Below are 25708 nucleotides of genomic sequence, written 5' to 3'. Positions count from 1 at the left end.
CGCGCCGCCCGCCGCCCGGAATGCCCGGGTCACCGGTTCGGCGCAGCGGCACCCGACGCCCCCTCAGTTCCGCAATGGACAGATTTGCACCGTGATGTTCACGATCAGATGCATGCGTGGATACCTTGCCTCCGCCCTCGGCGTCACCTGTATGGCCGCCCTCGCCCTCCCGTCGGTCCTCCCCGAGGCCGCGGCGGCCCCCGGTGACCCCCGGTCCGCCACCGCCACCGGCACCGGCGCTGCCACCGGCACCAGCACCGGCACCAGCACCGGCACCAGCACCGCCACCGGCACCGACGCCGCCACCACCGCCCGTGCCCCCGGCACGACGACCGGTATCCCGGGCGCCACGGAGTCCCTCCCCCTCGGCCCCCTCTCCCGGGACCGCGCCCTCGGCTCCACCCTCCAGGGGCTGCCCGTCCGGGACGTCCGGCACTTCTCCCTCCTCGGCGTCATCTGGGACGACCCCGACGCCGAACTCCACGGCACCGTCCAGGTCCGCACCCGCTCCGCCCTCACCGGCCACTGGTCCGGCTGGCAGAACCTGGAGACCCACAACGCCGAACACGCCGCCGACCCCGACACCGCCGAGCGCTCCTCGCCCCGCCTCCGGGGCGCGACGGCCCCGCTGTGGGTGGGGGAGTCGGACGGCGTGGAGGTCCGCGTCCAGGCACAGGCGACGGAGTCCCCCGCGTCCCCCGAGTCCAGCGCGTCCTCCGCGTCCCCCGGCTCCACCGGCGGCGACGGCGCCCGCTCCGGCTCGGAGCCGGTCCTCCCGGCGGGCCTGCGCATCGAACTGATCGACCCGGGACGGGCGGACGGCCCCCAGCAGGCCACCCCGTCGACGGCGACCGGCGCCGCCACCCCCGCCGAGCCCCTGGAGTACCCGGCCCTCACCCGCGCCGAGACGGAACGCGAACTGGCCCTCGCCGCCCCGGGCACCGCCGCCGCGGCGGGCGCCCCCCAGGCCAAGCCGTACATCGGCCCGCGCCCGAAGATCGTCACCCGCAAGGGCTGGGGCGCGGACGAGAGCCTGCGGGAGCGGAGCTTCGTCTACACGAAGAAGGTGAAGGCCGCCTTCGTCCACCACACCGCCACCGGCAACAACTACAAGTGCTCCCAGGCGGCCTCCGTCATTCGCGGTATCTACCGGTACCACGTGGGGAGCATGGGCTGGCGGGACATCGGCTACAACTTCCTCGTCGACACATGCGGAAACATCTACGAGGGCCGCGCCGGCGGTGTGGCCAAGCCGGTACTGGGCGCCCACACCCTCGGCTTCAACACCGACAGCATGGGGATCGCTGTCATCGGCACGTACAGCTTCACCAAGCCCCCCGGGGCCGCGGTGACCGCGGTCGCCCGGCTCAGCGCCTGGAAACTGGGCATCTGGGGAGCCAACCCGAAGGGAATGACGTCTCTCAAGTCGGGTGGCGGCAATCTCTACGCAAAGGGTAAGAATGTGCGACTGAATGTGATCTCCGGCCACCGGGACGGGTTCGCCACGGACTGCCCCGGCGGCCAGCTCTACGGCAGACTCGGCACCGCCCGCGCCGACGCGGCACGCCTGCAAGGGCGTTGAGCACCGACCGGCCGAACGACACCTCGGCCGGTCCCGGCAGGAAGCAGAGACGACAGGTGACTGAAGCGATCCTTCTGGTCGGCGGCAAGGGCACCCGGCTGCGCCCGCTCACGGTGCACACGCCCAAGCCGATGGTCAGAGCGGCGGGGGTGCCGTTTCTCACGCACCAACTGGCGCGGGCCCGCGCGGCGGGCGTGGAGCACATCGTGCTCGCCACGTCCTATCTGGCGGAGGTCTTCGCACCGCACTTCGGCGACGGCTCGTCGCTCGGACTGCACCTCGAATACGTCACGGAGGACGAGCCGCTCGGCACCGGGGGCGCCATCCGCAACGCGGCGTCCCGCCTCCACTCCGCCCCCGACGAACCGGTCCTCGTCTTCAACGGCGACATCCTGACCGGCCTGAACATCCGCGCCCTGGTCGACACCCATGAACGCGCGGGCGCGGACGTCTCCCTGCACCTCACCCAGGTCACCGACCCCCGGGCCTACGGTCTGGTCCCCACGGACGCGACGGGCCGGGTGACGGCGTTCCTGGAGAAGCCGCAGACGCCGGAGGAGATCGTCACCGACCAGATCAACGCGGGGGCGTATGTCTTCCGCCGCTCGGTCATCGACACGATCCCGGCGGGCCGTCCCGTATCGGTCGAGCGCGAGACCTTCCCCGCCCTCCTGTCCGCCGGTGCCCATCTCCAGGGCATGGTCGACTCCACGTACTGGCTGGACCTCGGCACCCCGGCGGCCTTCGTGCGCGGTTCGGCGGACCTGGTGCTGGGCCGGGCCCCGTCCCCGGCGGTCCCGGGCCGCACCGGGGACCGTCTGATCCTCCCCACGGCCAGGGTCGCCCCGGACGCCAGACTCACCGGCGGCACGGTGGTGGGGGAGGGGGCGCTGGTGGCCGGGGGCGCGCGGGTGGTCGGCTCCACGATCCTGCCGGGCGCGGTCATCGAACCCGGCGCGGTCATCACCGACTCCCTCATCGGCACGGGCGCCCGGATCGGCGAGCGCTCCATACTCACCGGCACGGTCATCGGCGACGGAGCGTTCGTCGGCCCCGACAACGAACTCCAGTCAGGCGCCCGAGTCTGGTGCGACGCAAAAATCCCCCGAGGAGCCCTCCGCTTCTCCTCGGACCAGTAAGCGCGCGGGGAACTGCGCGCTCAACCACAACGCACCCGCACCCCTCCACAACCGCAACCACCCCCTCCCCCCTAGGGGCGCGGGGAACTGCGCACTAAACCACCCCCCTCCCGCACTCCTCCACAACCCTGACCACCCCCTTCCCCCCAGGGGCGCGGGGAACTGCGCAACCAACCACAACGCACCCGCACCCACATCCACCCCACCCACCCCACCCACGCAACCCCCCTTCACAACCCAGCAATATCCCTCACAGCCATCCGAGCCCCCCGCCTCTCCGGCCCCTTCCCCCCCACCAAAATCAACCGAACCGCCCGCTGCCGCTGCCCCGCATACGGCTCAAGCAATCGCAGCATCTCCGCGTCATCCGCATACCGATCCCCCGCCAACGCAAACCCCACGATCCCCGGCAAATGCAAATCCCCCACAGTCACCTCATCCACCGCCCCATGACTACGCTGCACCACCTCCGCAGACGTCCAGGGCCCCACCCCCGGCACCACCTCCAGCCGCCTCCGCGCATCCCCTGCGGACATCCCCACCGCCTCTTCCAGCCGCGCGGCGACCCGCACGGCCCGCAGGATCGTCGACGCCCGCTTGTCATCGACTCCGGCCCGATGCCACTCCCACGACGGAATCAACCCCCACCCCCGGGCGTCCGGCATCACAAACATCCCCCGAGGCCCCCCTCCGCCCACCCCTGGCCCGGGTGCGGGCTCCCCGAACCGCCGCACCAGCATCCCCCACGCCCGGTACGCCTCGACCGTCGTGACCTTCTGCTCCAGCACCGACGGGATCAGCGACTCCATCACCAGCCCGGTCCGCGTCAGCCGCAGCCCGGGACGCCGGTGCCGCGCCAGCGCGACCAGCCGGTGCCGGGGCCGGAACACCGAGGGATCGTCGGCCCCGCCCATCAACTCGGGCAGCCGCTCCAGCAGCCACTCACCCCCGGGCCCCCACGCCTCCCCCCGGACCACTCCGTCCCCGAGGGACACCCGCAGGGTCCCCGGCCCGCCCGGCGTCCGGCAGGCCCGCCACACCGACCCGTCGGGCAGCGCCCGGAACGTGGGGTCGGCGGGCCCGCGCCGCAATGGCCCGAGCACCAGCCCCAGCTCCACCGGCCCACCCGGCACCCACGTCCGCACCAGCCCCCCACCCACGCGGACAGCGCGAACCTGCGGCCCCACCCCCCGAGGCGCGAACCGTCCAGCCACCACCAACCCCCTCACATCGGAACCGCACTCACCACACCCCACTCACCACACCGCACCCACCACTCTCCCCTCCCACCACTATCCCCCCACCTCACCGCACCTCGACAAACCCCCCGGCATCCCGCACCCCCCGCGCCCGAGGCGCCTCCGCGGGATGCCCCACCGCGACCGCCCCCATCGGATCCCACTCCTCCGGCAGCTCCAGCACCCGCCGCACCACGTCCCGGCAGAACATCGTGGACGACACCCAGGCCGACCCCAGCCGCTCCCCGGCCAGCGCGACCAGCAGGTTCTGCACCCCGGCCCCGGTGGCGACGACGAACATCTCCCGCTCGGCCGTGTCCCGCCGGGCGTCCCCGTAGTGGTGCGAGCCGTCCATGACCAGACAGGGCACCACCAGATAGGGCGCCCCGCGCAGCACGTCCCCGCGCCGCACCCGCTTGGCGATGGACTCCTCGCTCTTCCCGTCCCGCCGCAGATCCTCGATCCACGCCTCCCGCATGGCGTCCAGCAGCCGCACCCGCGACCGCGCCGACTCCAGCAGCACGAACCGCCAGGGCGTGGTGTGGTGCGGCGCGGGCGCGGTGACCGCCGCGGCCACCGCCCGCCGGACCGCCCCGGGGTCCACCGGCTCGTCGGTGAACGCGCGGATCGTCCGCCGCTGGGTCACCGCCTCCCGGACGGCCTCGGAGGTGCCGAGCCGGAACATGTCGTCCCGCGCGTCCCGCACCAGCGCGCGGGCCCCGGTGCCGTCGCCGTCCTCGTCCCCGTGGCCGACCAGGTGTCCCAGCCCGCGCACCACCGCCACCGGCAGCCCGGCCGCCTTGCCCTTGACCAGGTCACCGGCCGCGGCGAGTTCATCGGCGATGGCCACCACGGTCGCCGAGAGCGGATTGCCGTACGCGTCCGTCCCGCCGCGCAGGTCGTCCAGGACCCGGACCCCGGCGGCGCCGATCGCGGCATCGGTGAGACCGGCCCGCCAGGGGCGGCCGAAGGTGTCGGTGACGATCACGCCGACCGTGACCCCCAGCGCGTCCCGCAGCCCGTCGCGGATCGCCCGCGCGGAGGCGTCCGGATCCTCGGGCAGCAGCAGGACGGTCCCGGCGGGGGTGTTGGAGGCGTCGACCCCGGCGGCGGCCATCACCAGGCCCTGCCGGTTCTCGACGATCCGCAGCGGCCCGCGCCGGGCCACCACCCGGACCGTCTCGGCGTCGATCGCGGCCTCCCGGTCGGCGGCCTCGACGATCCGGCCCTCCGCCTTGGACACGATCTTCGAGGTGACCAGCAGCACATCCCCGTCGGCGAGCCCCGGCTCGGCCCCCGCGATCAGCTTCGCCACCTCGTCCCCGGCCCGCACCTCCGGCAGCCCCGGCACGGCCCAGACCCGGAATCCGTCCCTCACAGGGCCCGCACCTCCTCGGCCAGCTCCAGTGCCTGCCCCGCCATCCGCGCGGCGGCGTCGACATCGCTCATCAGCAGCGGCACGGCCCGGCACCGGATGCCCGCCGCCTCCACCCGCTCCACCGCTCCGGCGTCCACGGTGTCGACCAGCCAGCCGTCCAGCAGCCCCGAGCCGTAGTGCTCGGCGACCGCCGCCGCCGTCGCCTCGACGCCCACCGCGGCCAGCACCTTGTCGGCCATCCCGCGCACCGGCGCGTCCCCGACGATGGGGGACAGGCCGATCACCGGCACCCCGGCCTCGGCGATGGCCTCGCGGATCCCGGGCACGGCGAGGATCGTGCCGACGGAGACGACCGGGTTGGACGGCGGGAAGAGAATGACGTCGGCCTCGGCGAGGGCCTCCAGGACGCCCGGCGCGGGCTTGGCCTGCTCGGCGCCGACCGGCACCACCGCGTGGGCGGGCACGGACGCCCGCAGCCGCACCCAGTACTCCTGGAAGTGGATCGCCCGGCGCTCGCCGTCCAGCTCCACGGCGACATGGGTCTCGATCCGGTCGTCGGACATCGGGATCAGCCGCACCCCCGGCTGCCAGCGGTCGCACAGCGCCTCGGTGACCGCGCTGAGCGGATAGCCGGCGCCCAGCATCTGGGTCCGCACGATGTGGGTGGCGAAATCACGGTCGCCGAGCCCGAACCACTCCGGGCCCGCCCCGTACGCCCCCAGCTCCTCCTTGAGGTGGAAGGTCTCCTCGGCCCGCCCCCAGCCCTGCTCCTCGTTGATACCGCCGCCCAGCGTGTACATCACCGTGTCGAGGTCCGGGCAGACCTTCAGCCCGAAGAGATGGATGTCGTCGCCGGTGTTGCCGATGACCGTGATGTCCGCGTCCGGCACGGCCCGCTTCAGACCGCGCAGGAACCGGGCACCGCCGATGCCGCCTGCCAGAACCACAATGCGCATGGGGAAAGTGTTGCAGGCGCCACTGACAACGCCCCGGCCGGTCGCCGCCGGACCCTCTCCCCCCACCCACCCCCGTCAGCGCCGGATCAGCGGAGCGGAACCCCCGTGCAGCAGTGCGCCCGCTCCCGGGCGTGCATCGGCATCTCGGTCAGGCCCGGGTAGTAGATGTGCAGGCTCACCGCGGGGTCGAGGCTGTCGTTGACCACCTCGTGCGCGTAGCCCGGCGCGAACACCCGCTGCGCCCCGCGGTCCAGGACGCGCCTGCGCCCGCGTGTGTGCTCGGTGAGGGTGCCGGACAGCAGGGTCAGCACCCCGGAGGACGGCCCGTGGTCGTGCAGCCCGCTGCCCTGGCCGGGCACCCAGGACAGCAGCCAGACCTCGTAGCCGGGCCCGGTGCGCAGCCGGTGGTACCAGCGGCTGGTGGCGTCGTAGCGCACCAGGTGCTCCCAGGCCGGGCGGTCCGCGGCGATCGACCGGGCCAGGCCCGCGAACTCGGCGACGGTGGCCGGGTGCTCGCGCGGGGCCTGGAGCAGGTGGGGGACCTCAAGGATGTCGCCGGCGATCTGGAGGTCGCTGTCGCTGTTCATGGGGTGGGGTGGTTCCTCGGCGTCAGTGCGGGGGGCTGGGTGTCACGGACCGTCCGCCCGGGTCGCGGGCGTGGGGTGTGCCCGGGTGCGGGCGGAGGGACGGGCAGCCGAGTCGAGGTCGACTCAGGAGCGGCCGGAGCGCGTTGGGCTCAACAGCCGGAACAGCAACAACAGCCACGACGAGCGAGGGCAGCACCGGGGGACCCGGCGGAGCGGGTCGAGGTGGGCGCCAAGTTCGCGAGCATGCCCACAAGGACACCGGTTCACACCTGTGGTGTCAACTCGGCGCCCGGTGTGCGGGACGGCTTTCACCTCATCCGGTGCATCCGGCTGCCGAAAGGTTTGTTCATGCGATGACCGGGACACATGGCGCACATCCGGGACCGCGTGCCGGGCCCGGTCCCGTGATCCGAATGTGATCAGATTCGCTTCCGCCCGCGTGTCGGAACGCGATCGAACGGCGGGGCGTCCTCGTCCGTAATAGATGTCCCTGTGGATGTTCCCGGGCGGGCGTCCCGCGGGGTCCTCTCTGCGTGGAGAGGTTTATGGCGATTTGAACACTTTCCGCACGGCCTTGGTTCCGCAGAGTGAATAAGGGCCCCAATAGCAGATCCCGGCTTGACTCGCCCGGAGCAGCACACTTGTAATTTCACTCGTGTCGTTCGGCCGCGATCGATCGGTGACGGCGGTGACGGCCGTGACGACCACAGCACGGGGACGCGAAAGACAGACGAGGGGCGCACATGACCGAGCTGGTGGAGCAACTGCTGGTCGACGACGCGGACGAGGAACTCGGCTGGCAGGAGCGCGCACTGTGCGCCCAGACCGATCCCGAGTCCTTCTTCCCGGAGAAGGGCGGTTCCACCCGCGAGGCCAAGAAGGTCTGTCTCGCGTGCGAGGTCCGCTCCGAATGCCTTGAGTACGCCCTCGCCAACGACGAACGCTTCGGCATCTGGGGCGGCCTGTCCGAGCGCGAGCGCCGCCGCCTCAAGAAGGCAGCCGTCTGACCGAGCCGCTCCCGACCGATCCGGTACCGGGCAGGCCGAGCCGGTCCCGGTCGAACAGGTTCCGATCGAACAGGTTCCGATCGAGCCGGTTCTGAACGAGCCGGTACCGGGCAGGGGAGCGACCCGGCAGGACACCACCCCCGGCCCCCCGGACCCCCCCGACCCCCGGGCCTCCGGACCCACCCCCGGCCCGCTGGACCCCCGGCTCATCGAACACCGTACGAACGGCCCGTCGCGGGTGGGTTATCCACAGGCGGCGGGCCGTCGTCATGGTCAGCCGCTAGTGTGGGCGCTCGTCCGAGACCCCCACCGCCCGCACCGGGCACGGGTGTCCACCGCAGTCCACCGAACCGGGGCCCGTACCTCGATGTCCGCGCACAGCCACCCGGCGGCCCAGCACGACCCGGCCGCCACCGCAGTGTTTGACCCGGCCCGCCAGCCCGAGTACCCGCGCCATGTGGTGACCGCGGTCCTCGTCGCGCACGACGGCGCCCGCTGGCTGCCCGACGCGCTCGCCGGGCTGCTCGGCCAGGAGCGCCCCGTCCAGTCCGTCCTGGCCGCCGACACCGGCAGCGCCGACGACTCCGCGCAGCTCCTCACCCGCACCCTCGGCCCCGACCGGGTCCTCCACCTCGCCCGCCGCACCGGCTTCGGCCAGGCCGTCGAGGAGGCCCACCGCACCGCCCCCGTCCTCACCCCCGAGGACCTGCCCTACCTCAAGCGCCCCAGCGGCTGGGACCCGGTCACCCGCACCTGGCGCGACGACGCCTACGACCTCCCCGAACTGCCCCACGGCGAACCCGTCCAGTGGCTCTGGCTGCTCCACGACGACAGCGCCCCCGAACCCGGCGCCCTCGCCGAACTCCTGCGCGTCGTCGAGAACGAGATCGAGCTGGGCCGGGACGACGTCGCCGTCGTCGGCCCCAAACTCCGCGGCTGGTACGACCGCCGCCAGCTCCTCGAAGTCGGCGTCACCCTCGCCCACTCCGGCCGCCGCTGGACCGGCCTGGACCGCCGCGAGCAGGACCAGGGCCAGCACGACCACGTCCGCCCGGTCCTGGCCGTCTCCACCGCGGGCATGCTCATCCGCCGCGACGTCTACGAACAGCTCGGCGGCTTCGACCGCCGCCTGCCCCTCATGCGCGACGACATCGACCTGTGCTGGCGCGCCCACACCGCCGGCCACCGCGTCCTGGTCGCCCCCGAGGCCGTCGTCCGGCACGCCGAGGCCGCCTCCCGCGAGCGCCGCACCGTCGACTGCGCGGGCCGCACCGCCGCCTCCCCCCACAAGGTCGACAAGGCCGGTGCCGTCCACACCCTGCTCGCCAACTCCCGCGGCGCCCTGCTGCCCTGGATCCTGTTCCGGCTGGTCCTCGGCACCCTCCTGCGCACCGTCGCCTACCTCGTCGGCAAGGCCCCCGGACAGGCCCTCGACGAGATCCGCGGCCTCCTGAGCACCCTCCTGCGCCCCGAACGGATCATCGCCGCCCGCCGCGCGCGCGGCCCCTCCCGGATCGACAAGGGCGAGCTGCGCCAGCTCTTCCCGCCCCCCGGCGCCACCGTCCGGGCCACCGTCGAACAGGCCGCGGGCACCCTCCTCGGCGGCTCCGACACCGAGACCGCGGGCGGCGCCGGACGCCACGGCGCGGTGGAGTCCGGACCCGGCGGCGACGACGCCGACTTCCTGGAGATCGAGCAGTTCGCCCGGCTCAAGCGCGTCGCCCGCAACCCCGGCCCGATGCTCTTCCTGATCCTGCTGCTCGCCTCCCTCATCGCCTGCCGCCAGCTCCTCGGCACCGGCTCCCTCGCGGGCGGCGCCCTGCTGCCCGCCCCCGCCGACTCCGCCGAGCTGTGGGCCCGCTACCTCGACGCCTGGCACCCGGTCGGCACCGGCGGCACCCCCGCCGCCCCGCCCTACCTCGCCGCCGTCGCCGCCCTCGGCAGCCTCCTGTTCGGCTCCACCGGACTCGCCGTCACCGTGCTGCTGGTCTGCTCGGTCCCGATCGCGGGCGTCACCGCCTACTTCGCCTCCCGCCCGCTGGTCATGTCCCGCCTCCTGCGCGCGTGGGCCGCCGTCGTCTACGCCTTCCTGCCCGCCGCCACCGGCGCCCTGGCCGGCGGCCGGATCGGCACCGCCGTCCTCGCCGCGCTGCTCCCGCTGCTCGCCCGCGCCGCCGTCGCCGCCTCCGGCCTGGCCGGCACCCGCGGCACCTGGCGCGCCACCTGGGCCTACGCCCTGCTGCTGACCGTCACCACGGCGTTCACCCCCATCGTGTGGCCCCTCGCCCTGGTCCTCGGCCTCGCCCTGCTCGCCGTGCGCCGCACCGAACTCACCGCCTACGGCCCCCGCTTCCTGGCCCAGCTCGGCACCCCCCTGCTGATCCTCGCCCCCTGGTCGCTGTCCCTGCTCCCCACCGGCTTCTTCCAGGAGGCCGGCCTGGAGTACGGCGCCTCCGCCGCGAGCGCCCTCGACCTGCTCGCCGCCGCACCCGGCGGCGCCGGAACCGTCGCCGGACCGATGCTCATCGGCATTGTGCTCGCCGCCCTCGCCGCCCTGCTGCGCTCCGAGCGCCGCACCGGCATCCTCGCCGCCTGGGCCGTCGCCCTGACCGCCCTGCTCTTCGCGGTGCTGTCCAACGCCTCCGCCTGGGCCGGACCCGCCACCCTCGTCTACGGCCTGGCCCTGCTCGCCGCCGCCCTGCTCGGCGCCGACGGAGCCCGCTCCCGGGTCGCCGAGCAGAGCTTCGGCTGGCGCCAGCCCGTCGCCGCCCTGATCGCCTTCGTGTCCGCCGCGGGCCCCCTGCTGCTCGCCGCCGGCTGGATGATCCGCGGCGCCGACGGCCCCCTGGAGCGCCGCGAACCCGTCCAGGTGCCCGCGTTCGTCGCCGAGGAGAGCGGCAGCGACGACCAGGCCCGCACCCTGGTCCTGGACAGCGACAGCGCCGCCGAGGTGCGCTACACCCTGGTCCGCGGCTCCGGCGCCCGCCTCGGCGACGCCGACCTCGCCGCCGCCGACGCGGTCAACGCCCCGCTGGAGAAGGCCGTCGCCAACCTCGTCGCCGGCTCCGGCGCCGACCAGGCCGAGCAGCTCGGCGGCTTCGCCGTCCGCTACGTCCTGGTCCACCCCGGCGCCCCGCGCGAGGTCAGCCGCGTCCTGGACGCCACCCCCGGCCTCAGCCGCCTCAGCCAGCAGGAGGGCGGCAGCGCCCTGTGGCAGGTCGACCGGCAGGTCTCCCGCGCGGCGATCGTCCCCGCCGAGGACGGCGGCGACCTCCAGCCGGTCCCCGCGGGTCCCGTCGAGATCCACACCGACCTCCCCTCCGGCCCTGACGGCCGCGTCCTGCGCCTCGCCGACACCGCCGCCGAGGGCTGGACCGCCACCCTGGACGGCAGGCCCCTCACCCCCACCACCGTCGACGGCTGGGCCCAGGGCTTCGAACTCCCCGCCACCGGCGGCCGTCTCGACCTCACCTACGACGCCCCCGTCACCCACACCGCCCGGCTGTGGACCCAGGGCGCCCTCGCCCTGGTCCTGGTCGTCCTCGCCCTGCCCGGCCGCCGCCGCGACATCGACGACGACCTGCCCGAGGAGCCCGTGATCCCCGCGCAGCCCGCCACCGGCGAGGGCCGCCGCGCCCGCCGCCTGCGCGACCGCGCCGAGGACCCCGCCCCCACCGGCGAGGACCCGCCCCCCGCCGAACCCGCCCCGGTCCCCCAGCAGCAGCCCTACGACGCCCCGTGGGACCGGACCCCCCACCAGGGCGCCCCCTACACCGCCGACCAGGGCACCTACACCGCCGACCCCTACGCCGCCCAGCCCGCCCACACCGGCTACGCCCAGCCGTACCACTACCAGCAGCAGCACAACGCCGACCAGGGCACGCCGTACGACCCCTACGGCTACGGCGGACAGCCCCAGCAGCAGCCGTACGACCCGGCCGCCCACCCCCAGGGCCACGACATCTCGTACGACCCCGCGCGGCAGCACGACCCGCACGGCCGCCGCCCCGACGGGAGCCAGCAGTGAAGCGCACCACCGTGTCCCTGATCGCCGGCGTGGCCGCCCTCGCCGCGCTCACCGGCTTCGCCTCGGTCTCCGCCCCCGGCACCGAGGACGCCGGACCGTCCGGCGCGGCGGCCACCCTGCCCGTCGAGCGCACCAGCCTGGTCTGCCCGGCACCCAGCACGTCCGACCTGGCCGAGACGGTCTACACCGCGTTCACCCCGGCCACCGAGGGCACCGGCGACGGGGGCACGGCCGAACTGCTGCCCGCCGCCGAGGAGTCGGCCGACCCGGACGCCGAGGACGGACCCGGCACGTCGGTCCTCGAACAGAAGGAGCCCGGCACCCCGGTCGCCGCCGAGGAGTCCGGCGCCGAGGCCCCCGCCCTGACCGGCACCGCCGAGGGCCGCCTCGCCCCCGGCTGGACCGTGCAGCAGACCACCGAGGTCACCGCGGGCACCGGACGCGGCCTCCAGGGCCTTGTCTGCGTCACCCCCGACACCGACTTCTGGTTCCCGGCCGCCAGCACCTCCGCCGACCGCACCGACTACGTCCATCTCACCAACCCCGACGACTCCGCCGCCGTCGTCGACATCGAGCTGTACGGCAAGGACGGCGCCCTGACGTCCGAGGTCGCCTCCGACATCACGGTCAAGCCCCGCACCAGCGAGCCGGTCCTGCTGTCCACGCTGACCGACGCCGAGGAGAGCGATCTGACGGTCCGGGTCAATGTGCGCAGCGGCCGGGTCGGCGCGGCCGTCCAGGCGCTGGACGACAAGCTGGGCGGCGACTGGCTGACCGCGTCCGCCGACCCCGCGGGCAGCCTGGTGCTGCCGGGCATCCCCGAGGACGCCGCCCAGGTCCGGCTGATCGCCTTCTCCCCGGGCGACACGGACGCCGACCTCAAGCTGCGCCTCGCCGGCCCCTCGGGCCTGATCACCCCCGTCGGTAATGAAACGCTGCACGTCAAGGCGGGGATGACGACCTCGGTCGACCTCGCCGACGTCACCAAGGGCGAGCCGGGCTCACTGGTCCTGACCCCGACCGGCGGCTCGGTGCCGGTCGTCGCGGCGGTCCAGGTGATCCGCGGCGAGGGCGACGACCGGGAGAGCGCCTTCATCCCGGCCAGCCGCCCGGTGGACACCCGTGCGACGGCCGTCGCCAACACCGAGAAGGGCACCACGCTCTCCCTGACGGCCCCGACCACCACGACCGAGGTCAAGGTCACCGCGTCGGCCGGGACGGAGGGCGGCGAACCGGTCTCCGAGTCCTACACGATCAAGTCCGGCACCACCCAGAACATCGAACTCCCCGTCCCCGAGGGCCTGAAGGGCACCTACGCCCTCACCGTGGAACCCACCTCGGGCGGCCCGCTCTACGCCGCCAGAACCCTCGAATCCGCCCAGGACGACGTCCCCGCCTTCACCACCCAGGTCCTCCCGGACGACCGGGGCAGGGTCTCGGTCCCGGAGGCGGCACAGGACCTGTCGGTGCTCCAGCAGTAACGCGGCCCCCGCGGGTACGGGGAGGGCTGAGTGGAGGTGGCAGCGGCGACGAATGCACCGAACGCGTCCCCGCGGGTACGGGGAGGGCGCTCAGTCCTCCCCGTACCGGGGATCGACGGTCTCCGGCGTGAGCCCCAGCAGCTCGGCCACCTGCTCCACCACCACCTCGTGGACCAGCGCGGCCCGCTCCTCCCGCCCCTTGGTGCGGATCTCCACGGGCCGCCGGTAGATCACCACCCGCGCCGCCCGCCCGTCCCCGGCCGACGCACTCCTGCCCAGCGGCACCGCCTCGTCGCTCCAGGGCCCGCCCCCGTCCAGCCGGGGCACCTCCAGCACCAGGAAGTCGACATCGGCGAGCTGCGGCCACCGCCGCTCCAGCCGCTCCACCGAGTCCTGCACAAGATCCGCGAACGCGTCGGCACGGCTCGCCGCCAGCGGCACCTGCGGCGGTGCGATCGGCCCGCGCATGCCCCGCCCGTGACGATCACGGCGGCGCGGCCCGGGTCCGGCGGCGGGAGGCGGTACAGGGTTGTCCATCACTGGTGAAGGGTAGTCCCCGCGACCCCGGCCCCGCCCGACGCCCACCCGCCGGACCACCCGATTCCGCCCCCGCCCGCCCCGGCGCACCCCCCTCACCTGCACCGCACCCGCAACCCCCTCCCCGGCCCGCCCGGTCAACGCCCATGGGGGACGCGTACGGCATGTCGCCAGATGACCATTCCGGCCAAGGTTGGGCTCGATTCCGTATCTCTCCGAGACCGTCGGCCACGAGGCAATTGACGCTGTTTGTACCGGGCCTTGACCGAACCGGCCCTCCCCGACCTCCACCCCCGTGCATGTCCGCGCAGGTCAGCGGGGTATGACTGAAGAGGTCCGGGGGACGTTCCGCAACACGACACGGTGGAGTGACCTGGTGGAGAGTCGTCGCGGCCCGCTCAAGAGTGCGGTACCGTCCAACGTCGTGAGCCCTGTACGTCGCTGTTCGCGCACCGCTTGCGGCCGTCCCGCCGTAGCGACGCTGACGTACGTCTACGCCGACTCGACCGCCGTCCTCGGCCCGCTCGCCACCTACGCCGAACCCCACTGCTACGACCTGTGCGCCGAGCACTCCGAGCGGCTGACCGCCCCGCGCGGCTGGGAGGTCGTCCGGCTCCTGGACGGCTCCGCCCCGGCCCGCCCCAGCGGCGACGACCTGGAGGCGCTGGCGAACGCGGTGCGCGAGGCGGCCCGCCCCCAGGAGCGCGCCGCACAGGCGGGCGGGGCGTCCCGCGGAGCCGACCCGATGGAGGTCGCCCGCCGCGGCCACCTCCGGGTCCTGCGCTCCCCGGACAACTGACCCCGCCGCACAGCCCCTTCACGAACGACCGCCGCCCACCCACGAGCTGCGGCCCACGCCCCACCCTCCCCTCCCGGCAGCCGCGAACGACCAGCCGCTTCACGCCCCTGACGCCGACGCACTCCCACCTCCCCCGGACCCCTCCCTCCTACCGCCGCCCGGCGGGCGACCCGACTGCGCCGGGCCCCGCGCGCGCCGTCGGTGGGGGCAGGTAGCTTTGGGTGACCGAGTAGGACATCAGAAGGGCTGGCCGTGACTGCTGATCTGTCGCAGATCGTGAAGGCGTACGACGTACGCGGGGTGGTCCCGGACCAGTGGGACGAAGAGCTCGCCGAACTCTTCGGCGCCGCCTTCGCCCGGGTGACCGGGGCCGGGGCGATCGTGATCGGGCACGACATGCGGCCCTCGTCGCCCGGCCTGTCCGGCGCCTTCGCGCGCGGCGCCGCGGCCCTCGGTGTCGACGTCACCGAGATCGGCCTGTGCTCCACGGACCAGCTCTACTACGCCTCCGGCGCGCTGGACCTGCCCGGCGCGATGTTCACCGCCTCGCACAACCCGGCGCAGTACAACGGCATCAAGATGTGCCGCGCGGGCGCCGCCCCGGTCGGCCAGGACACCGGCCTCGCCGAGATCCGCGCACTGGTCGAGGACTGGCGGGAGACCGGCGCCCCGGCCCCCGCCGCCACCCCGGGAACGCTCACCCGCCGCGACACGTTGAAGGACTACGCGGCCCACCTCCGCTCCCTGGTCGACCTCACCTCCATCCGCCCCCTGAAGGTCGTCGTCGACGCGGGCAACGGCATGGGCGGCCACACGGTCCCCACGGTCTTCGAGGGCCTGCCCCTGACCCTCGTCCCGATGTACTTCGAACTGGACGGCACCTTCCCCAACCACGAGGCCAACCCCCTGGACCCGGCCAACATCGTGGACCTCCAGGCCCGCGTCCGCGCCGAGGGCGCCGACCTGGGCATCGCCTTCGACGGCGACGCCGACCGCTGCTTCGTCGTCGACGAGAACGGCGACCCGGTCTCCCCGTCCGCGATCACCGCCCTGGTCGCCTCGCGCGAGCTGGCCAAGCACGGCGGCAAGGGCACCGTCATCCACAACCTGATCACGTCCTGGACCGTCCCCGAGGTCGTCAAGGAGAACGGCGGCACCCCCGTCCGCACCCGCGTCGGCCACTCCTTCATCAAGGCCGAGATGGCCTCCTCCGGCGCGATCTTCGGCGGCGAGCACTCCGCGCACTACTACTTCAAGGACTTCTGGAACGCCGACACGGGCATGCTCGCCGCCCTCCACGTCCTCGCGGCCCTCGGCGGCCAGGACGGCCCCCTGTCCGCACTGGTCGCCCAGTACGACCGCTACGCCGGGTCCGGCGAGATCAACTCCACCGTCGACGACCAGCAGGGCCGCCTCGCCGCGATCCGCTCCGCGTACGAGGGCCGCGAGGGCGTCACCCTCGACGAACTCGACGGCCTCACGGTCGCCACGGCCGACTGGTGGTTCAACGTCCGCCCCTCCAACACCGAACCCCTCCTCCGCCTCAACGCCGAGGCCCGCGACGAACACACCATGACCCAAATCCGAGACGAGGCCCTCACCATCATCCGAGCCTGAGCCCCCACCCCCCCAGGGGCGCGGGGAACCGCGCACGGAGCCCTCACGCCCCCGCCCCTGTAATCCCGCCCCACCCTCAGGGGCGCGGGGAACCGCGCACAGATTCCTCACACCCCGCCTCCTAATCCCACCCCACCCCACCCCACCTCCCAGGGGCGCGGGGAACTGCGCACCCACCCCCCACCCACCCGCACCCGCACCCGCACCCGCACCCACACCCACACCCACACCCACACCCACACCCACACCCCTCGGCGGTACCCTGACCCCGCCCCCTCACACCCACCCCGCACCCCAAAGGACCCCCATGCCCCTCGAAGCCGGCCTCCTGGAGATCCTCGCCTGCCCCGCCTGCCACGCCCCCCTCAAGGAGCAGGACCCCGAGCTGATCTGCACCTCACAGGACTGCGGCCTCGCCTACCCCGTCCGCGACGACATCCCCGTCCTCCTCGTCGACGAGGCCCGCCGCCCGGCGTAACCCGCCGCCCGGCGTACCCCACCCGCCGCCCGGCACACCCCCACCCGGCGCTCGCCGCCAAGGCGCCACCCACCCCGGCGCCCGCAGCCGGCGTCACCCCGCCCGGCGATCGGAGGACCCGCCATGCTCGACGAGTCGCTGCTCGACACCCCCGAGGCCCTCGCGGACGCCGACCACCGCGGCCTCCTGCGCGGCGCAGCCGAGGCGGGCGCCCGCGTCCGCACCGCCGCCCGGCACGCCGCCGAGGCGGGCGTCACCGCCCTCGAACCCGACGGCCGCCCCCGCGCCGTCCTCATCGCCGGCCCCGGCGCCGCCGCCATCGGCGCGGCCGACCTCCTCGGCACGCTCGCCGGCCCCGGCAGCCCCGTCATCCGCCTCGCCCCCTCCGGCGTCGCCCCCGTCGCCGGCGCCCTGCGCTGGGAGGTCCCCGGCTGGACCGGCAACCTCGACCTCCTCCTCATCGCCACCCCCGACGGCACCGAACCCGGCCTCGCCCTCCTCACCGACCAGGCATACCGCCGCGGCTGCACGGTCGTCGCCGTCGCCCCCGCCCGCACCCCGCTCGCCGACTCCGTCGCGGCCGTGCACGGCCTGTTCGTCCCCATGGCGACCGCCCCCTACGACCAGGACGAACCGGAGGAACTCGCCGCGTCCGCCCCCGGCGTCTTCTGGGCCCTGCTGACCCCCCTCCTCGCCCTCCTCGACCGCGTCGGCCTGGTCTCCGCGCCCCCCGAGGCCGTGGAGAAGGTCGCCGACCGGCTCGACCACATCGCCGAGCGCTGCGGCCCGGCCATCGCCACCTTCAGCAATCCGGCCAAGACCCTCGCCGCCGAACTCGCCGACGCCCTCCCGGTGATCTGGACCGAGGGCACCTCCGCGGGCCCGGCCGGCCGCCGCTTCGCGGGCGCGCTCGCCGAACTCTCCGGCCGCCCCGCCCTCGTCGCCGAACTCCCCGAGGCGCTCTCCGCGCACAGCGCCCTGCTCGCCGGCCCACTCGCCGCGGGAGCCGACCCCGACGATTTCTTCCGCGACCGCGTCGACGAGCCCCCCGCCCTCCACGCGCGCGTAGTGCTCCTCAGGGACCGCCCGATCGGGGGCCTCACGGCCGCCCCCACCGCCCGTGACCTGGCCCTCAGCCACGACACGCCGATCAGTGAGCTGGAACCCGAGGAGGGCGGCGAACTGGAGACCCTCGCCGAACTGATCGCCATGACGGATTTCGCCGCCGTTTACCTGGCGCTCGCCTCAGGGGCTTCCCCTGAACCCGACACCACCCTCTGAGCGCCCCCCACCACACCGAACCCCGAGAAGAAGAACCCCAGAGAGAACGATGGACCGCCTCGACAACACCGTCCGCCCCTACGCCTGGGGTTCCACCACCGCCATCCCCCGCCTCCTCGGCATGGACCCGACCGGCGAACCCCAGGCCGAGATGTGGATGGGCGCCCACCCCGGCGCCCCCTCCCGCACCCCGCGCGGCACCCTGGACGAGGTCATCGACGCCGACCCCACCCGCGAACTGGGCCCCGCAGCCGTGGCCAGATTCGGCCCCCGCCTGCCCTTCCTCCTCAAACTGCTCGCCGCCGGCGCCCCCCTCTCCCTCCAGGTCCACCCCGACCTCGCCCAGGCCAAGGAGGGCTACGCCGACGAGGAGCGCCGCGGCATCCCCCGGAACGCCCCGCACCGCAACTACAAGGACGCCAACCACAAGCCCGAACTCCTCTGCGCCCTCACCGAGTTCGACGGCCTGTGCGGCTTCCGCGCCCCCCACGAGACCGCCGACCTCCTCAACGGCCTCGGCGTCCCCTCCCTCAAGCCCTACGTCGACCTCCTGCGCGCCCACCCCGAGGACGCCGCCCTGCGCGAGGTCCTCACCGCCGTCCTCACCGCCGACCCCGAGGACATGACCCGCACGGTCACCGAGACCGCCACCGCCTGCGAACGCCTCGGCGGCCCCTACACCCCCTACGCCGACATCGCCCGCCACTACCCCGGCGACCCCGGCGTCCTCGCCGCCCTGCTCCTCAACCACGTCCGGCTCCAGCCCGGCGAGGCCCTCTACCTCGGCGCCGGCATCCCCCACGCCTACCTCGACGGCCTCGGCGTCGAGATCATGGCCAACTCCGACAACGTCCTGCGCTGCGGCCTCACCCCCAAGCACATCGACGTCCCCGAACTGCTGCGCATCGTCCGCTTCGAGCCCACCGACCCCGGAGTCCTGCGCCCCGAGGCCGACCCCGACGGCGAAGAGGTCTACACCACCCCCATCGATGAGTTCCGCCTCTCCCGCTACGTCCTGCCCGCCGGCGCCACCCCCCGCGACCTCACCCGCCCCACCCCGCAGATCCTCCTCTGCACCACCGGCACCCTCCGCACCGGCGACCAGGACCTCACCCCCGGCGCATCCGTCTTCGTCCCCGCGGGAGAACGAGCCGAGGTCTCCGGCGCGGGAACCCTCTTCCGGGCCACCGTCATCGCCTGACCCCCCTCCCGTGCCGCCTGTGCGAGCCCCGGACACGGGGCCCACGAGGCCCGCGCGAAGGCCCCGGCGAGCGATCTCCCCGACTGCCCCGCCACCGCCCCACCGGACTGCAACAATGCCCACCGACAACGCACGGGCACAGCCCGGTACGGCGGCGCACGGCACCCAGAAGGGACACCCCGGACCACATGAGCGCGTCAGGCGGCACCAAGGCGATCGTGGCGGCACTCCTCGCCAACCTCTCGATCGCCGTAGCGAAGTTCGTGGCGTTCCTCTTCAGCGGCTCGTCCTCGATGCTCGCCGAATCCGTGCACTCCCTCGCCGACTCCGGCAACCAGGGCCTGCTCCTCCTCGGCGGCAAACGCGCCCAGCGCGAAGCCACCCCCCAACACCCCTTCGGCTACGGCCGCGAACGCTACATCTACGCCTTCCTCGTCTCCATCGTCCTCTTCTCCGTCGGCGGCATGTTCGCCATCTACGAGGGCTACGAGAAGATCCAGCACCCCCACGAGATCGAACACTGGTACTGGCCCGTCGGCGTCCTCGTCTTCGCGATCATCGCCGAGACCTTCTCCTTCCGCACCGCCATCAAGGAGTCCAACGCCCTGCGCGGCACCCAGTCCTGGAAGGACTTCGTCCGCCACGCCAAGGCCCCCGAACTCCCCGTCGTCCTCCTCGAAGACCTCGGCGCCCTCGTCGGCCTCTTCCTCGCCCTCGGCGGCGTCGGCCTCGCCCTCCTCACCGGCGACGGCATCTGGGACGGCATCGGCACCCTCTGCATCGGCGTCCTCCTCATCCTCATCGCCGTCGTCCTCGCCGCCGAGACCAAGTCCCTGCTGCTCGGCGAGGCCGCCGGCCTGGACGACGTCCGGAAGATCGAGGCCGCCCTCGTCGACGGCGACACCGTCCCCCGCGTCATCCACATGCGCACCCTCCACCTCGGCCCCGAGGAACTCCTCGTCGCCGCCAAGATCGCCGTCCGGCACGACGACACCGCCACCGAGATCGCCACCGCCATCGACGCCGCTGAGTCCCGCATCCGCGAGGCCGTCCCCATCGCCCGCGTCATCTACCTCGAACCCGACGTCTACAGCGAATCCGAGGCCGCCAAGGGCCCCGACCCCACCGCCACCCCCGGCGGCCCCACCCACCCCGACCCCACCCACTGACCCCCCACACCCACCCGAAACCGGCCAACGCCCCCGCCCCCTCCCCACCGGATCGGCTCGAACTCTTCTCAGGCGGACTGGGGACGGCCGGGCCGTCCGGTGTAGCTTGGGACGGAGCCAGACGTCGCTGCTGATGGCGGTCGGGCGGTCCCCCAGCGGACCGGCCGAGGGAGAGAGGGCCTCCGACGGACTGCGCTGCGCGCACGCGGGCATGCCTGTGTCCTCCCCAGGGCACCCCTGTGTCCGCCGCCGCGCAGACCAGCCCTACCCACCTCGAACCGACACCGAGGAGCAGCTCCCCATGACGACTGTCGACAACCGACAGGACTTCAAGGTCGCCGACCTCTCCCTGGCCACCTTCGGCCGCAAGGAGATCACCCTCGCCGAGCACGAGATGCCCGGCCTGATGGCGATCCGCAAGGAGTACGCCGAGGCACAGCCGCTCGCCGGCGCCCGCGTCACCGGCTCCCTGCACATGACCGTCCAGACCGCGGTCCTCATCGAGACCCTCGCCGCCCTCGGCGCGCAGGTCCGCTGGGCCTCCTGCAACATCTTCTCCACCCAGGACCACGCCGCCGCCGCCATCGCCGTCGGCCCCGACGGCACCCCCGACAACCCCCAGGGCATCCCCGTCTTCGCCTGGAAGGGCGAGAGCCTGGAGGAGTACTGGTGGTGCACCGAGCAGGCCCTGACCTGGCCGGACAGCCCCACCGGCGGCCCCAACATGATCCTCGACGACGGCGGCGACGCCACCCTCCTCGTCCACAACGGCGTCCAGTACGAGAAGGACGGCAAGGTCCCCTCACCCGACACCGCCGAATCCGACGAGCACCGCGTCATCCTCGAACTGCTGACCCGCACCCTGGGCGAGAACCCCCAGAAGTGGACCCAGCTCGCCTCCGAGATCCGCGGCGTCACCGAAGAGACCACCACCGGCGTCCACCGCCTGTACGAGATGCAGCGCGACGGCACCCTCCTCTTCCCGGCGATCAACGTCAACGACGCCGTCACCAAGTCGAAGTTCGACAACAAGTACGGCTGCCGCCACTCCCTGATCGACGGCATCAACCGCGCCACCGACGTCCTCATCGGCGGCAAGACCGCCGTCGTGGCCGGCTACGGCGACGTCGGCAAGGGCTGCGCCGAGTCCCTGCGCGGCCAGGGCGCCCGCGTGATCATCACCGAGATCGACCCCATCTGCGCCCTCCAGGCCGCGATGGACGGCTACCAGGTCGCCACCCTGGACGACGTCGTCGAGACCGCCGACATCTTCATCACCACCACCGGCAACAAGGACATCATCATGGCCGCCGACATGGCCAAGATGAAGCACCAGGCCATCGTCGGCAACATCGGCCACTTCGACAACGAGATCGACATGGCCGGCCTCGCCAAGCTCCCCGGCATCGTCAAGGACGAGGTCAAGCCCCAGGTCCACACCTGGACCTTCCCCGACGGCAAGGTCCTCATCGTCCTCTCCGAGGGACGCCTGCTGAACCTGGGCAACGCCACCGGCCACCCGTCGTTCGTGATGTCCAACTCCTTCGCGGACCAGACCCTGGCCCAGATCGAGCTGTTCACCAAGCCCGACGAGTACCCCACCGGCGTCTACACCCTCCCCAAGCACCTCGACGAGAAGGTCGCCCGCCTCCACCTGGCGGCCCTCGGCGTCAAGCTCACCACGCTCCGTCCGGAGCAGGCCGACTACATCGGCGTGAAGGTCGAGGGCCCGTACAAGCCGGACCACTACCGCTACTGAGCCCCGCGCTCCCCAGCGACCCCGAGGACAGGCCCCCGCACCCCCGTGCCGGGGGCCTGTCCCCTTGGCCGACCGGCCCGAACCGATCCGCACCAGCCCGGCCCGTCACACCCCAGGACAGCCCCCATGCCCCGCGGCAGCTATACGCTCTTCGATCCCCACGATCACACCCCCCTCGCCCACGAACACTTCCAGTGCGCCCCCGGCCCCTCCGGCTGGCGCTACGTCTCCCAGCTCACCGCCCCCACCGGCGACCACCTCGGCTCCGTCGACCTCACCCTCGACACCCTCGGCCGCCCCCTCCGCCTCGAACTCCACACCGCGAGCTGGCAGGTACGCGGCGCCGCCCTCGACGGCGTCACCTGGGTCCGCACCGACCCCACCGGCCACCACGCCACCGAAGGCAATGTCCGCGCCCACGCCTTCACCGGCACCTCCCCCGCCTTCCTCATCGCCACCGCCCGACTCCTGCGCCTCACCCCTTCCACCGCCGCGACCCGCGTCCGCCTGGTCGACTTCACCCACCCCGTCCTCGCCCCCCGCACCGTGGACCAGTCCTGGGCCCTGCTGAAAAGAGAAGCACACGCCACTGACAACGGCCCCCTCACCGTGGACGAATACCAGGTCACAGCCCTGGACACCGGCGAACAACACCCCGTCCACCTCACCGGCGACGTAGTACTCGCAGCCCCCGGAATCGACCTGGACGACCTCGACTCACCCCCGTCCCCACCCCCCGAGTAACAGCCCGAACCCCTCCCACCTACGCAGGCGGCACAAACCCGGTGGACTCCCCATCACCGGCCCTCCCGACCGGCCCCGGAGAGCCCACCGCCCCCGGAGAAGCAGCCGGATAAGAAGCAGCCGGATATGAAGAAGGCGGAGAAGAAGCCGGAACGGCAGAAGTCGGAACGGCAGAGCCCCCTCCACCCAACGACGGCTCACCCCACTCCCGCTCCCCACCCCCGGCAGCCCGCCGAGCCTCCCGCACCTGCCGCTCCTGAAGCATCGCCGCCAGATACGCCGCCGGCGGCACCCCGGGCGGCACCGGAGCCCCCGACCGCTCCGCCACCTCGGCCGCCAGCCGCTGCGCCATCCCCCACCCGACCTGCGGATCGAGCTGCCGCATCCGCGTCAGGTACTGCCGCACCGCAAGCCACAGACCGTCCGGCACCGCCGACAGATCCAGCGTCGCGAACCGTCCCGCCAGCCACGGCGGAGGCGGCGGCAGAAACCCCGCCTGCCCGGCAGGCACCCGCTCCCGCACCACCAGCGTCCCCGCGAACACATCCCCCAGCCGCCGCCCCCGCGCCGACACCAGCGACGCGGTACACGCCACCACCCCGAACGTCATCAGAATCTCGATCATCCCGATCCCGCCCCGCACCAGCGCGTGCCGGAACCGGATCGGCCCCCCGTCGTCCCGCACCACCCGCAGCCCGACCGCCATCTTCCCCAGCGACCGCCCACGGGACAGCGTCTCCACCGCGATCGGCGCCCCCACCAGCACCAGCAGGAACGACGCGATCGACAACGCCATCTGCGCCGCCTCGTCCAGCGACGCCGCAGCGATCAGCAACCCCATCGACACCAGGAGATACGCGGCAAAGGCCACGAAGAGATCGAGCAGCACCGCCAACGCCCTGCTCGGCAGCTTCGCCGGACGCAGCTCCAGCGCCACCGCCTCGCCCGTCACCAGCTCATTCACACCCGATGTCCTTCCCCTGGCCTGCCTACAGCACGATCAGTCTGCCAAGCTGAGAACGCGGAGCGCCGCAGTACGACAAGCAGACATCCATCAGGATCCGCCAGGATCCGCCGACGAACAGCCGGGGAGCAGGCACACCGATGGACCTCGACGTCTTCGTCACCGCCCATCGCGCGGAGTGGGACCGCCTCGACGCCCTCCTGCGACGCCGCCGCCTCAACGGCGCCGAGACCGACGAACTCGTCGCCCTCTACCAGCGCACCGCCACCCACCTCTCCCTGATCCAGTCCAGCGCACCCGACCCCCAGCTCACCGGCCGCCTCAGCCAACTCGTCGCCCGCGCGCGGAGCGCCGTCACCGGCACCCGCCGCGCCTCCTGGCGCGACGTCACCCACTTCCTCACCCACGGCTTCCCCGCCGCCGTCTACCGGGCACGCCACTGGTGGGTCCCCACCGCCCTGCTCTCCACCCTCCTGGCAGCCCTCCTGGGCTGGTGGATAGGCACCCACCCCGAGGTCCAGTCCTCCATAGCCGCCCCCGACGAACTACGCGAGATGACCCGCCCGGGAGGCGGCTACGAGGCGTACTACTCCAGCAACCCCGCCGCCTCCTTCGCCGCCCAGGTCTGGACGAACAACGCCCAGGCAGCCGCCCTGTGCCTGATCCTGGGCGTCTTCCTGGGCCTGCCCGTCATCTGGATCCTCTTCAGCAACATGCTCAACCTCGGCATCGGCTTCGGCCTGATGTCCTCCGCCGGCCGCCTCGACGTCTTCCTCGGCCTGGTCCTGCCGCACGGCCTCCTGGAACTCACCGCGGTCTTCGTGGCCGCCGGTACCGGCCTGCGCCTCGGCTGGACCGTCATCGACCCGGGTCCCCGCACCCGCCGCACCGCCCTCGCCGAGGAGGGCCGCGCCGCCGTCGGCATGGCGATCGGCCTGGCCCTGGTCCTCTTCATCTCCGGACTGATCGAAGGCTTCGTCACCCCGTCCGGCCTCCCGACCTGGGCCCGCATCACCATCGGCATCACCGCCGAGCTGGCCTTCCTCATCTACGTCTACGTCCTCGGCGGACGCGCGGCCCGCGCCGGCGCCACAGGCGACCTCGACTCCGCCGAACGCAGCGCCACGGTCCCGACAGCCGCCTGATGTGCGGACGGGTCTGCTGAACTGCTAGTCTCCTCTTCGCCCCGCAGGAGCCGTTGACACGGCGCCCGTGGGGAGGTAGATTCGAACAGTTGCCTGGAACTGGGTCTCACTCGGTCGGCAACCATCAGAATCCACTCGCCACCTCAAGTCGACTCCTCATTCATGAGATTCGACTTCGTTGTGGCGTCCCCGACGAAATCGGAAATGGACGGCCGGTCAGACCGGCAAGAAACTTCTGATAAAGTCGAAACTGCCGGAAAGGGAATCGCGAAAGCGAGAACCTGGAAAGCACTCCGAGGAAATCAGGTCGAGAAAAGGATCTGATAGAGTCGGAGACACCGAAGGGAAGCGCCCGGAGGAAAGCCCGAGAGGGTGAGTACGAAGGAAGCGTCCGTTCCTTGAGAACTCAACAGCGTGCCAAAAATCAACGCCAGATATGTTGATACCCCGACATCGGGAGCCTTCGGGTTTCTGGTGGCAGGGTTCCTTTGAAGTAAAACACAGCGAGGACGCTGTGAACGGCTGGGCTTATTCCGCCTGGTTGTTCCGCTCTCGTGGTGTTGGACCGGATTACCGGTACACATTCACGGAGAGTTTGATCCTGGCTCAGGACGAACGC

General features: G+C 73.0%; 20 protein-coding genes. 14 read left to right on the top strand and 6 right to left on the bottom strand.

The window, feature by feature from the left end:
• The first annotated feature begins 112 nt into the window (after nt 1-112).
• Both AB0O01_RS06040 and AB0O01_RS06035 read left to right on the top strand, forming a co-directional pair.
• Nucleotides 113-1582 carry a peptidoglycan recognition protein gene (locus AB0O01_RS06040; protein WP_365311284.1) on the top strand — a complete coding sequence of 490 codons (1470 nt, stop codon included), beginning with the start codon at nt 113-115 and terminating at the stop codon, nt 1580-1582.
• Between the two features lie 56 nt (nt 1583-1638).
• Complete coding sequence (locus AB0O01_RS06035) at nt 1639-2721, top strand: NDP-sugar synthase (RefSeq protein ID WP_365311283.1); 1083 nt, start codon at nt 1639-1641, stop codon at nt 2719-2721.
• A gap of 230 nt (nt 2722-2951) precedes the next feature.
• On the opposite strand, the gene AB0O01_RS06030 is transcribed toward AB0O01_RS06035, so the two are convergent.
• The 4 genes from AB0O01_RS06030 to AB0O01_RS06015 all read right to left on the bottom strand — a co-directional run bounded on the left by AB0O01_RS06030 (nt 2952) and on the right by AB0O01_RS06015 (nt 6880).
• Nucleotides 2952-3908, bottom strand: a complete 957-nt coding sequence (locus tag AB0O01_RS06030) for a DNA-3-methyladenine glycosylase 2 family protein (protein WP_365311282.1) — start codon at nt 3906-3908, stop codon at nt 2952-2954.
• Nucleotides 3909-4026: 118 nt separating this feature from the next.
• Nucleotides 4027-5337 carry a coenzyme F420-0:L-glutamate ligase gene (locus AB0O01_RS06025; RefSeq protein WP_365311281.1) on the bottom strand — a complete coding sequence of 437 codons (1311 nt, stop codon included), beginning with the start codon at nt 5335-5337 and terminating at the stop codon, nt 4027-4029.
• Nucleotides 5334-6293 (bottom strand): 2-phospho-L-lactate transferase, encoded by a 960-nt coding sequence (cofD, locus tag AB0O01_RS06020; protein WP_365311280.1) that lies wholly within the window; start codon nt 6291-6293, stop codon nt 5334-5336. Before cofD ends, AB0O01_RS06025 begins: the two co-directional genes overlap by 4 nt.
• A gap of 86 nt (nt 6294-6379) precedes the next feature.
• A complete protein-coding gene (locus tag AB0O01_RS06015; protein WP_365311279.1) occupies nt 6380-6880 on the bottom strand; it encodes a cysteine dioxygenase family protein in 501 nt (166 codons plus the stop codon).
• A 743-nt stretch (nt 6881-7623) separates the two neighbouring features.
• Here AB0O01_RS06015 and AB0O01_RS06010 point away from each other — a divergent pair.
• From AB0O01_RS06010 to AB0O01_RS06000, 3 genes are all read left to right on the top strand, one after another.
• Nucleotides 7624-7887, top strand: coding sequence for a WhiB family transcriptional regulator (locus tag AB0O01_RS06010; RefSeq protein WP_030377564.1), 264 nt, complete (start codon nt 7624-7626; stop codon nt 7885-7887).
• A gap of 367 nt (nt 7888-8254) precedes the next feature.
• Nucleotides 8255-11914 (top strand): glycosyltransferase, encoded by a 3660-nt coding sequence (locus AB0O01_RS06005; protein ID WP_365311278.1) that lies wholly within the window; start codon nt 8255-8257, stop codon nt 11912-11914.
• A complete protein-coding gene (locus AB0O01_RS06000; protein ID WP_365311277.1) occupies nt 11911-13395 on the top strand; it encodes a DUF5719 family protein in 1485 nt (494 codons plus the stop codon). The genes AB0O01_RS06005 and AB0O01_RS06000 overlap by 4 nt, the downstream gene beginning before the upstream one ends.
• Before the next feature lie 90 nt (nt 13396-13485).
• On the opposite strand, the gene AB0O01_RS05995 is transcribed toward AB0O01_RS06000, so the two are convergent.
• A complete protein-coding gene (locus AB0O01_RS05995) occupies nt 13486-13932 on the bottom strand; it encodes a metallopeptidase family protein (RefSeq protein ID WP_365311276.1) in 447 nt (148 codons plus the stop codon).
• Between the two features lie 376 nt (nt 13933-14308).
• Between AB0O01_RS05995 and AB0O01_RS05990 the strand changes: the two genes are divergently transcribed.
• The 8 genes from AB0O01_RS05990 (at nt 14309) to AB0O01_RS05955 (ending at nt 22980) form a co-directional block, all read left to right on the top strand.
• Nucleotides 14309-14731, top strand: a complete 423-nt coding sequence (locus AB0O01_RS05990; protein WP_365311275.1) for a DUF3499 domain-containing protein — start codon at nt 14309-14311, stop codon at nt 14729-14731.
• Nucleotides 14732-14983: 252 nt separating this feature from the next.
• Nucleotides 14984-16348 (top strand): phosphomannomutase/phosphoglucomutase, encoded by a 1365-nt coding sequence (locus tag AB0O01_RS05985; RefSeq protein ID WP_365311274.1) that lies wholly within the window; start codon nt 14984-14986, stop codon nt 16346-16348.
• A 307-nt stretch (nt 16349-16655) separates the two neighbouring features.
• Nucleotides 16656-16826 carry a Trm112 family protein gene (locus tag AB0O01_RS05980; protein ID WP_355739326.1) on the top strand — a complete coding sequence of 57 codons (171 nt, stop codon included), beginning with the start codon at nt 16656-16658 and terminating at the stop codon, nt 16824-16826.
• Nucleotides 16827-16949: 123 nt separating this feature from the next.
• Nucleotides 16950-18107 (top strand): SIS domain-containing protein, encoded by a 1158-nt coding sequence (locus AB0O01_RS05975; RefSeq protein WP_365311273.1) that lies wholly within the window; start codon nt 16950-16952, stop codon nt 18105-18107.
• A 49-nt stretch (nt 18108-18156) separates the two neighbouring features.
• Nucleotides 18157-19308: a mannose-6-phosphate isomerase, class I gene (manA, locus tag AB0O01_RS05970; RefSeq protein WP_365311272.1), complete on the top strand. Its 1152-nt coding sequence runs from the start codon at nt 18157-18159 to the stop codon at nt 19306-19308.
• 188 nt (nt 19309-19496) lie between these two features.
• Nucleotides 19497-20477 (top strand): cation diffusion facilitator family transporter, encoded by a 981-nt coding sequence (locus tag AB0O01_RS05965; RefSeq protein WP_365311271.1) that lies wholly within the window; start codon nt 19497-19499, stop codon nt 20475-20477.
• 301 nt (nt 20478-20778) lie between these two features.
• Nucleotides 20779-22236, top strand: coding sequence for an adenosylhomocysteinase (ahcY, locus tag AB0O01_RS05960; RefSeq protein WP_365311270.1), 1458 nt, complete (start codon nt 20779-20781; stop codon nt 22234-22236).
• Nucleotides 22237-22362: 126 nt separating this feature from the next.
• Nucleotides 22363-22980, top strand: coding sequence for a hypothetical protein (locus tag AB0O01_RS05955; protein ID WP_365311269.1), 618 nt, complete (start codon nt 22363-22365; stop codon nt 22978-22980).
• A gap of 19 nt (nt 22981-22999) precedes the next feature.
• On the opposite strand, the gene AB0O01_RS05950 is transcribed toward AB0O01_RS05955, so the two are convergent.
• Nucleotides 23000-23944 carry an RDD family protein gene (locus tag AB0O01_RS05950; RefSeq protein ID WP_365311268.1) on the bottom strand — a complete coding sequence of 315 codons (945 nt, stop codon included), beginning with the start codon at nt 23942-23944 and terminating at the stop codon, nt 23000-23002.
• 140 nt (nt 23945-24084) lie between these two features.
• On the opposite strand from AB0O01_RS05950, the gene AB0O01_RS05945 reads away from it, so the two are divergent.
• Complete coding sequence (locus AB0O01_RS05945) at nt 24085-25089, top strand: stage II sporulation protein M (protein WP_365311267.1); 1005 nt, start codon at nt 24085-24087, stop codon at nt 25087-25089.
• Nucleotides 25090-25708 lie beyond the last annotated feature (619 nt).

The sequence above is a fragment of the Streptomyces sp. NPDC093252 genome (genome assembly GCF_040683675.1).
Taxonomy (GTDB): Bacteria; Actinomycetota; Actinomycetes; order Streptomycetales; family Streptomycetaceae; genus Streptomyces.
The sequence above is the reverse complement of the archived record's forward strand: the minus strand, read 5'-3'. Positions and strand labels throughout refer to the sequence as shown.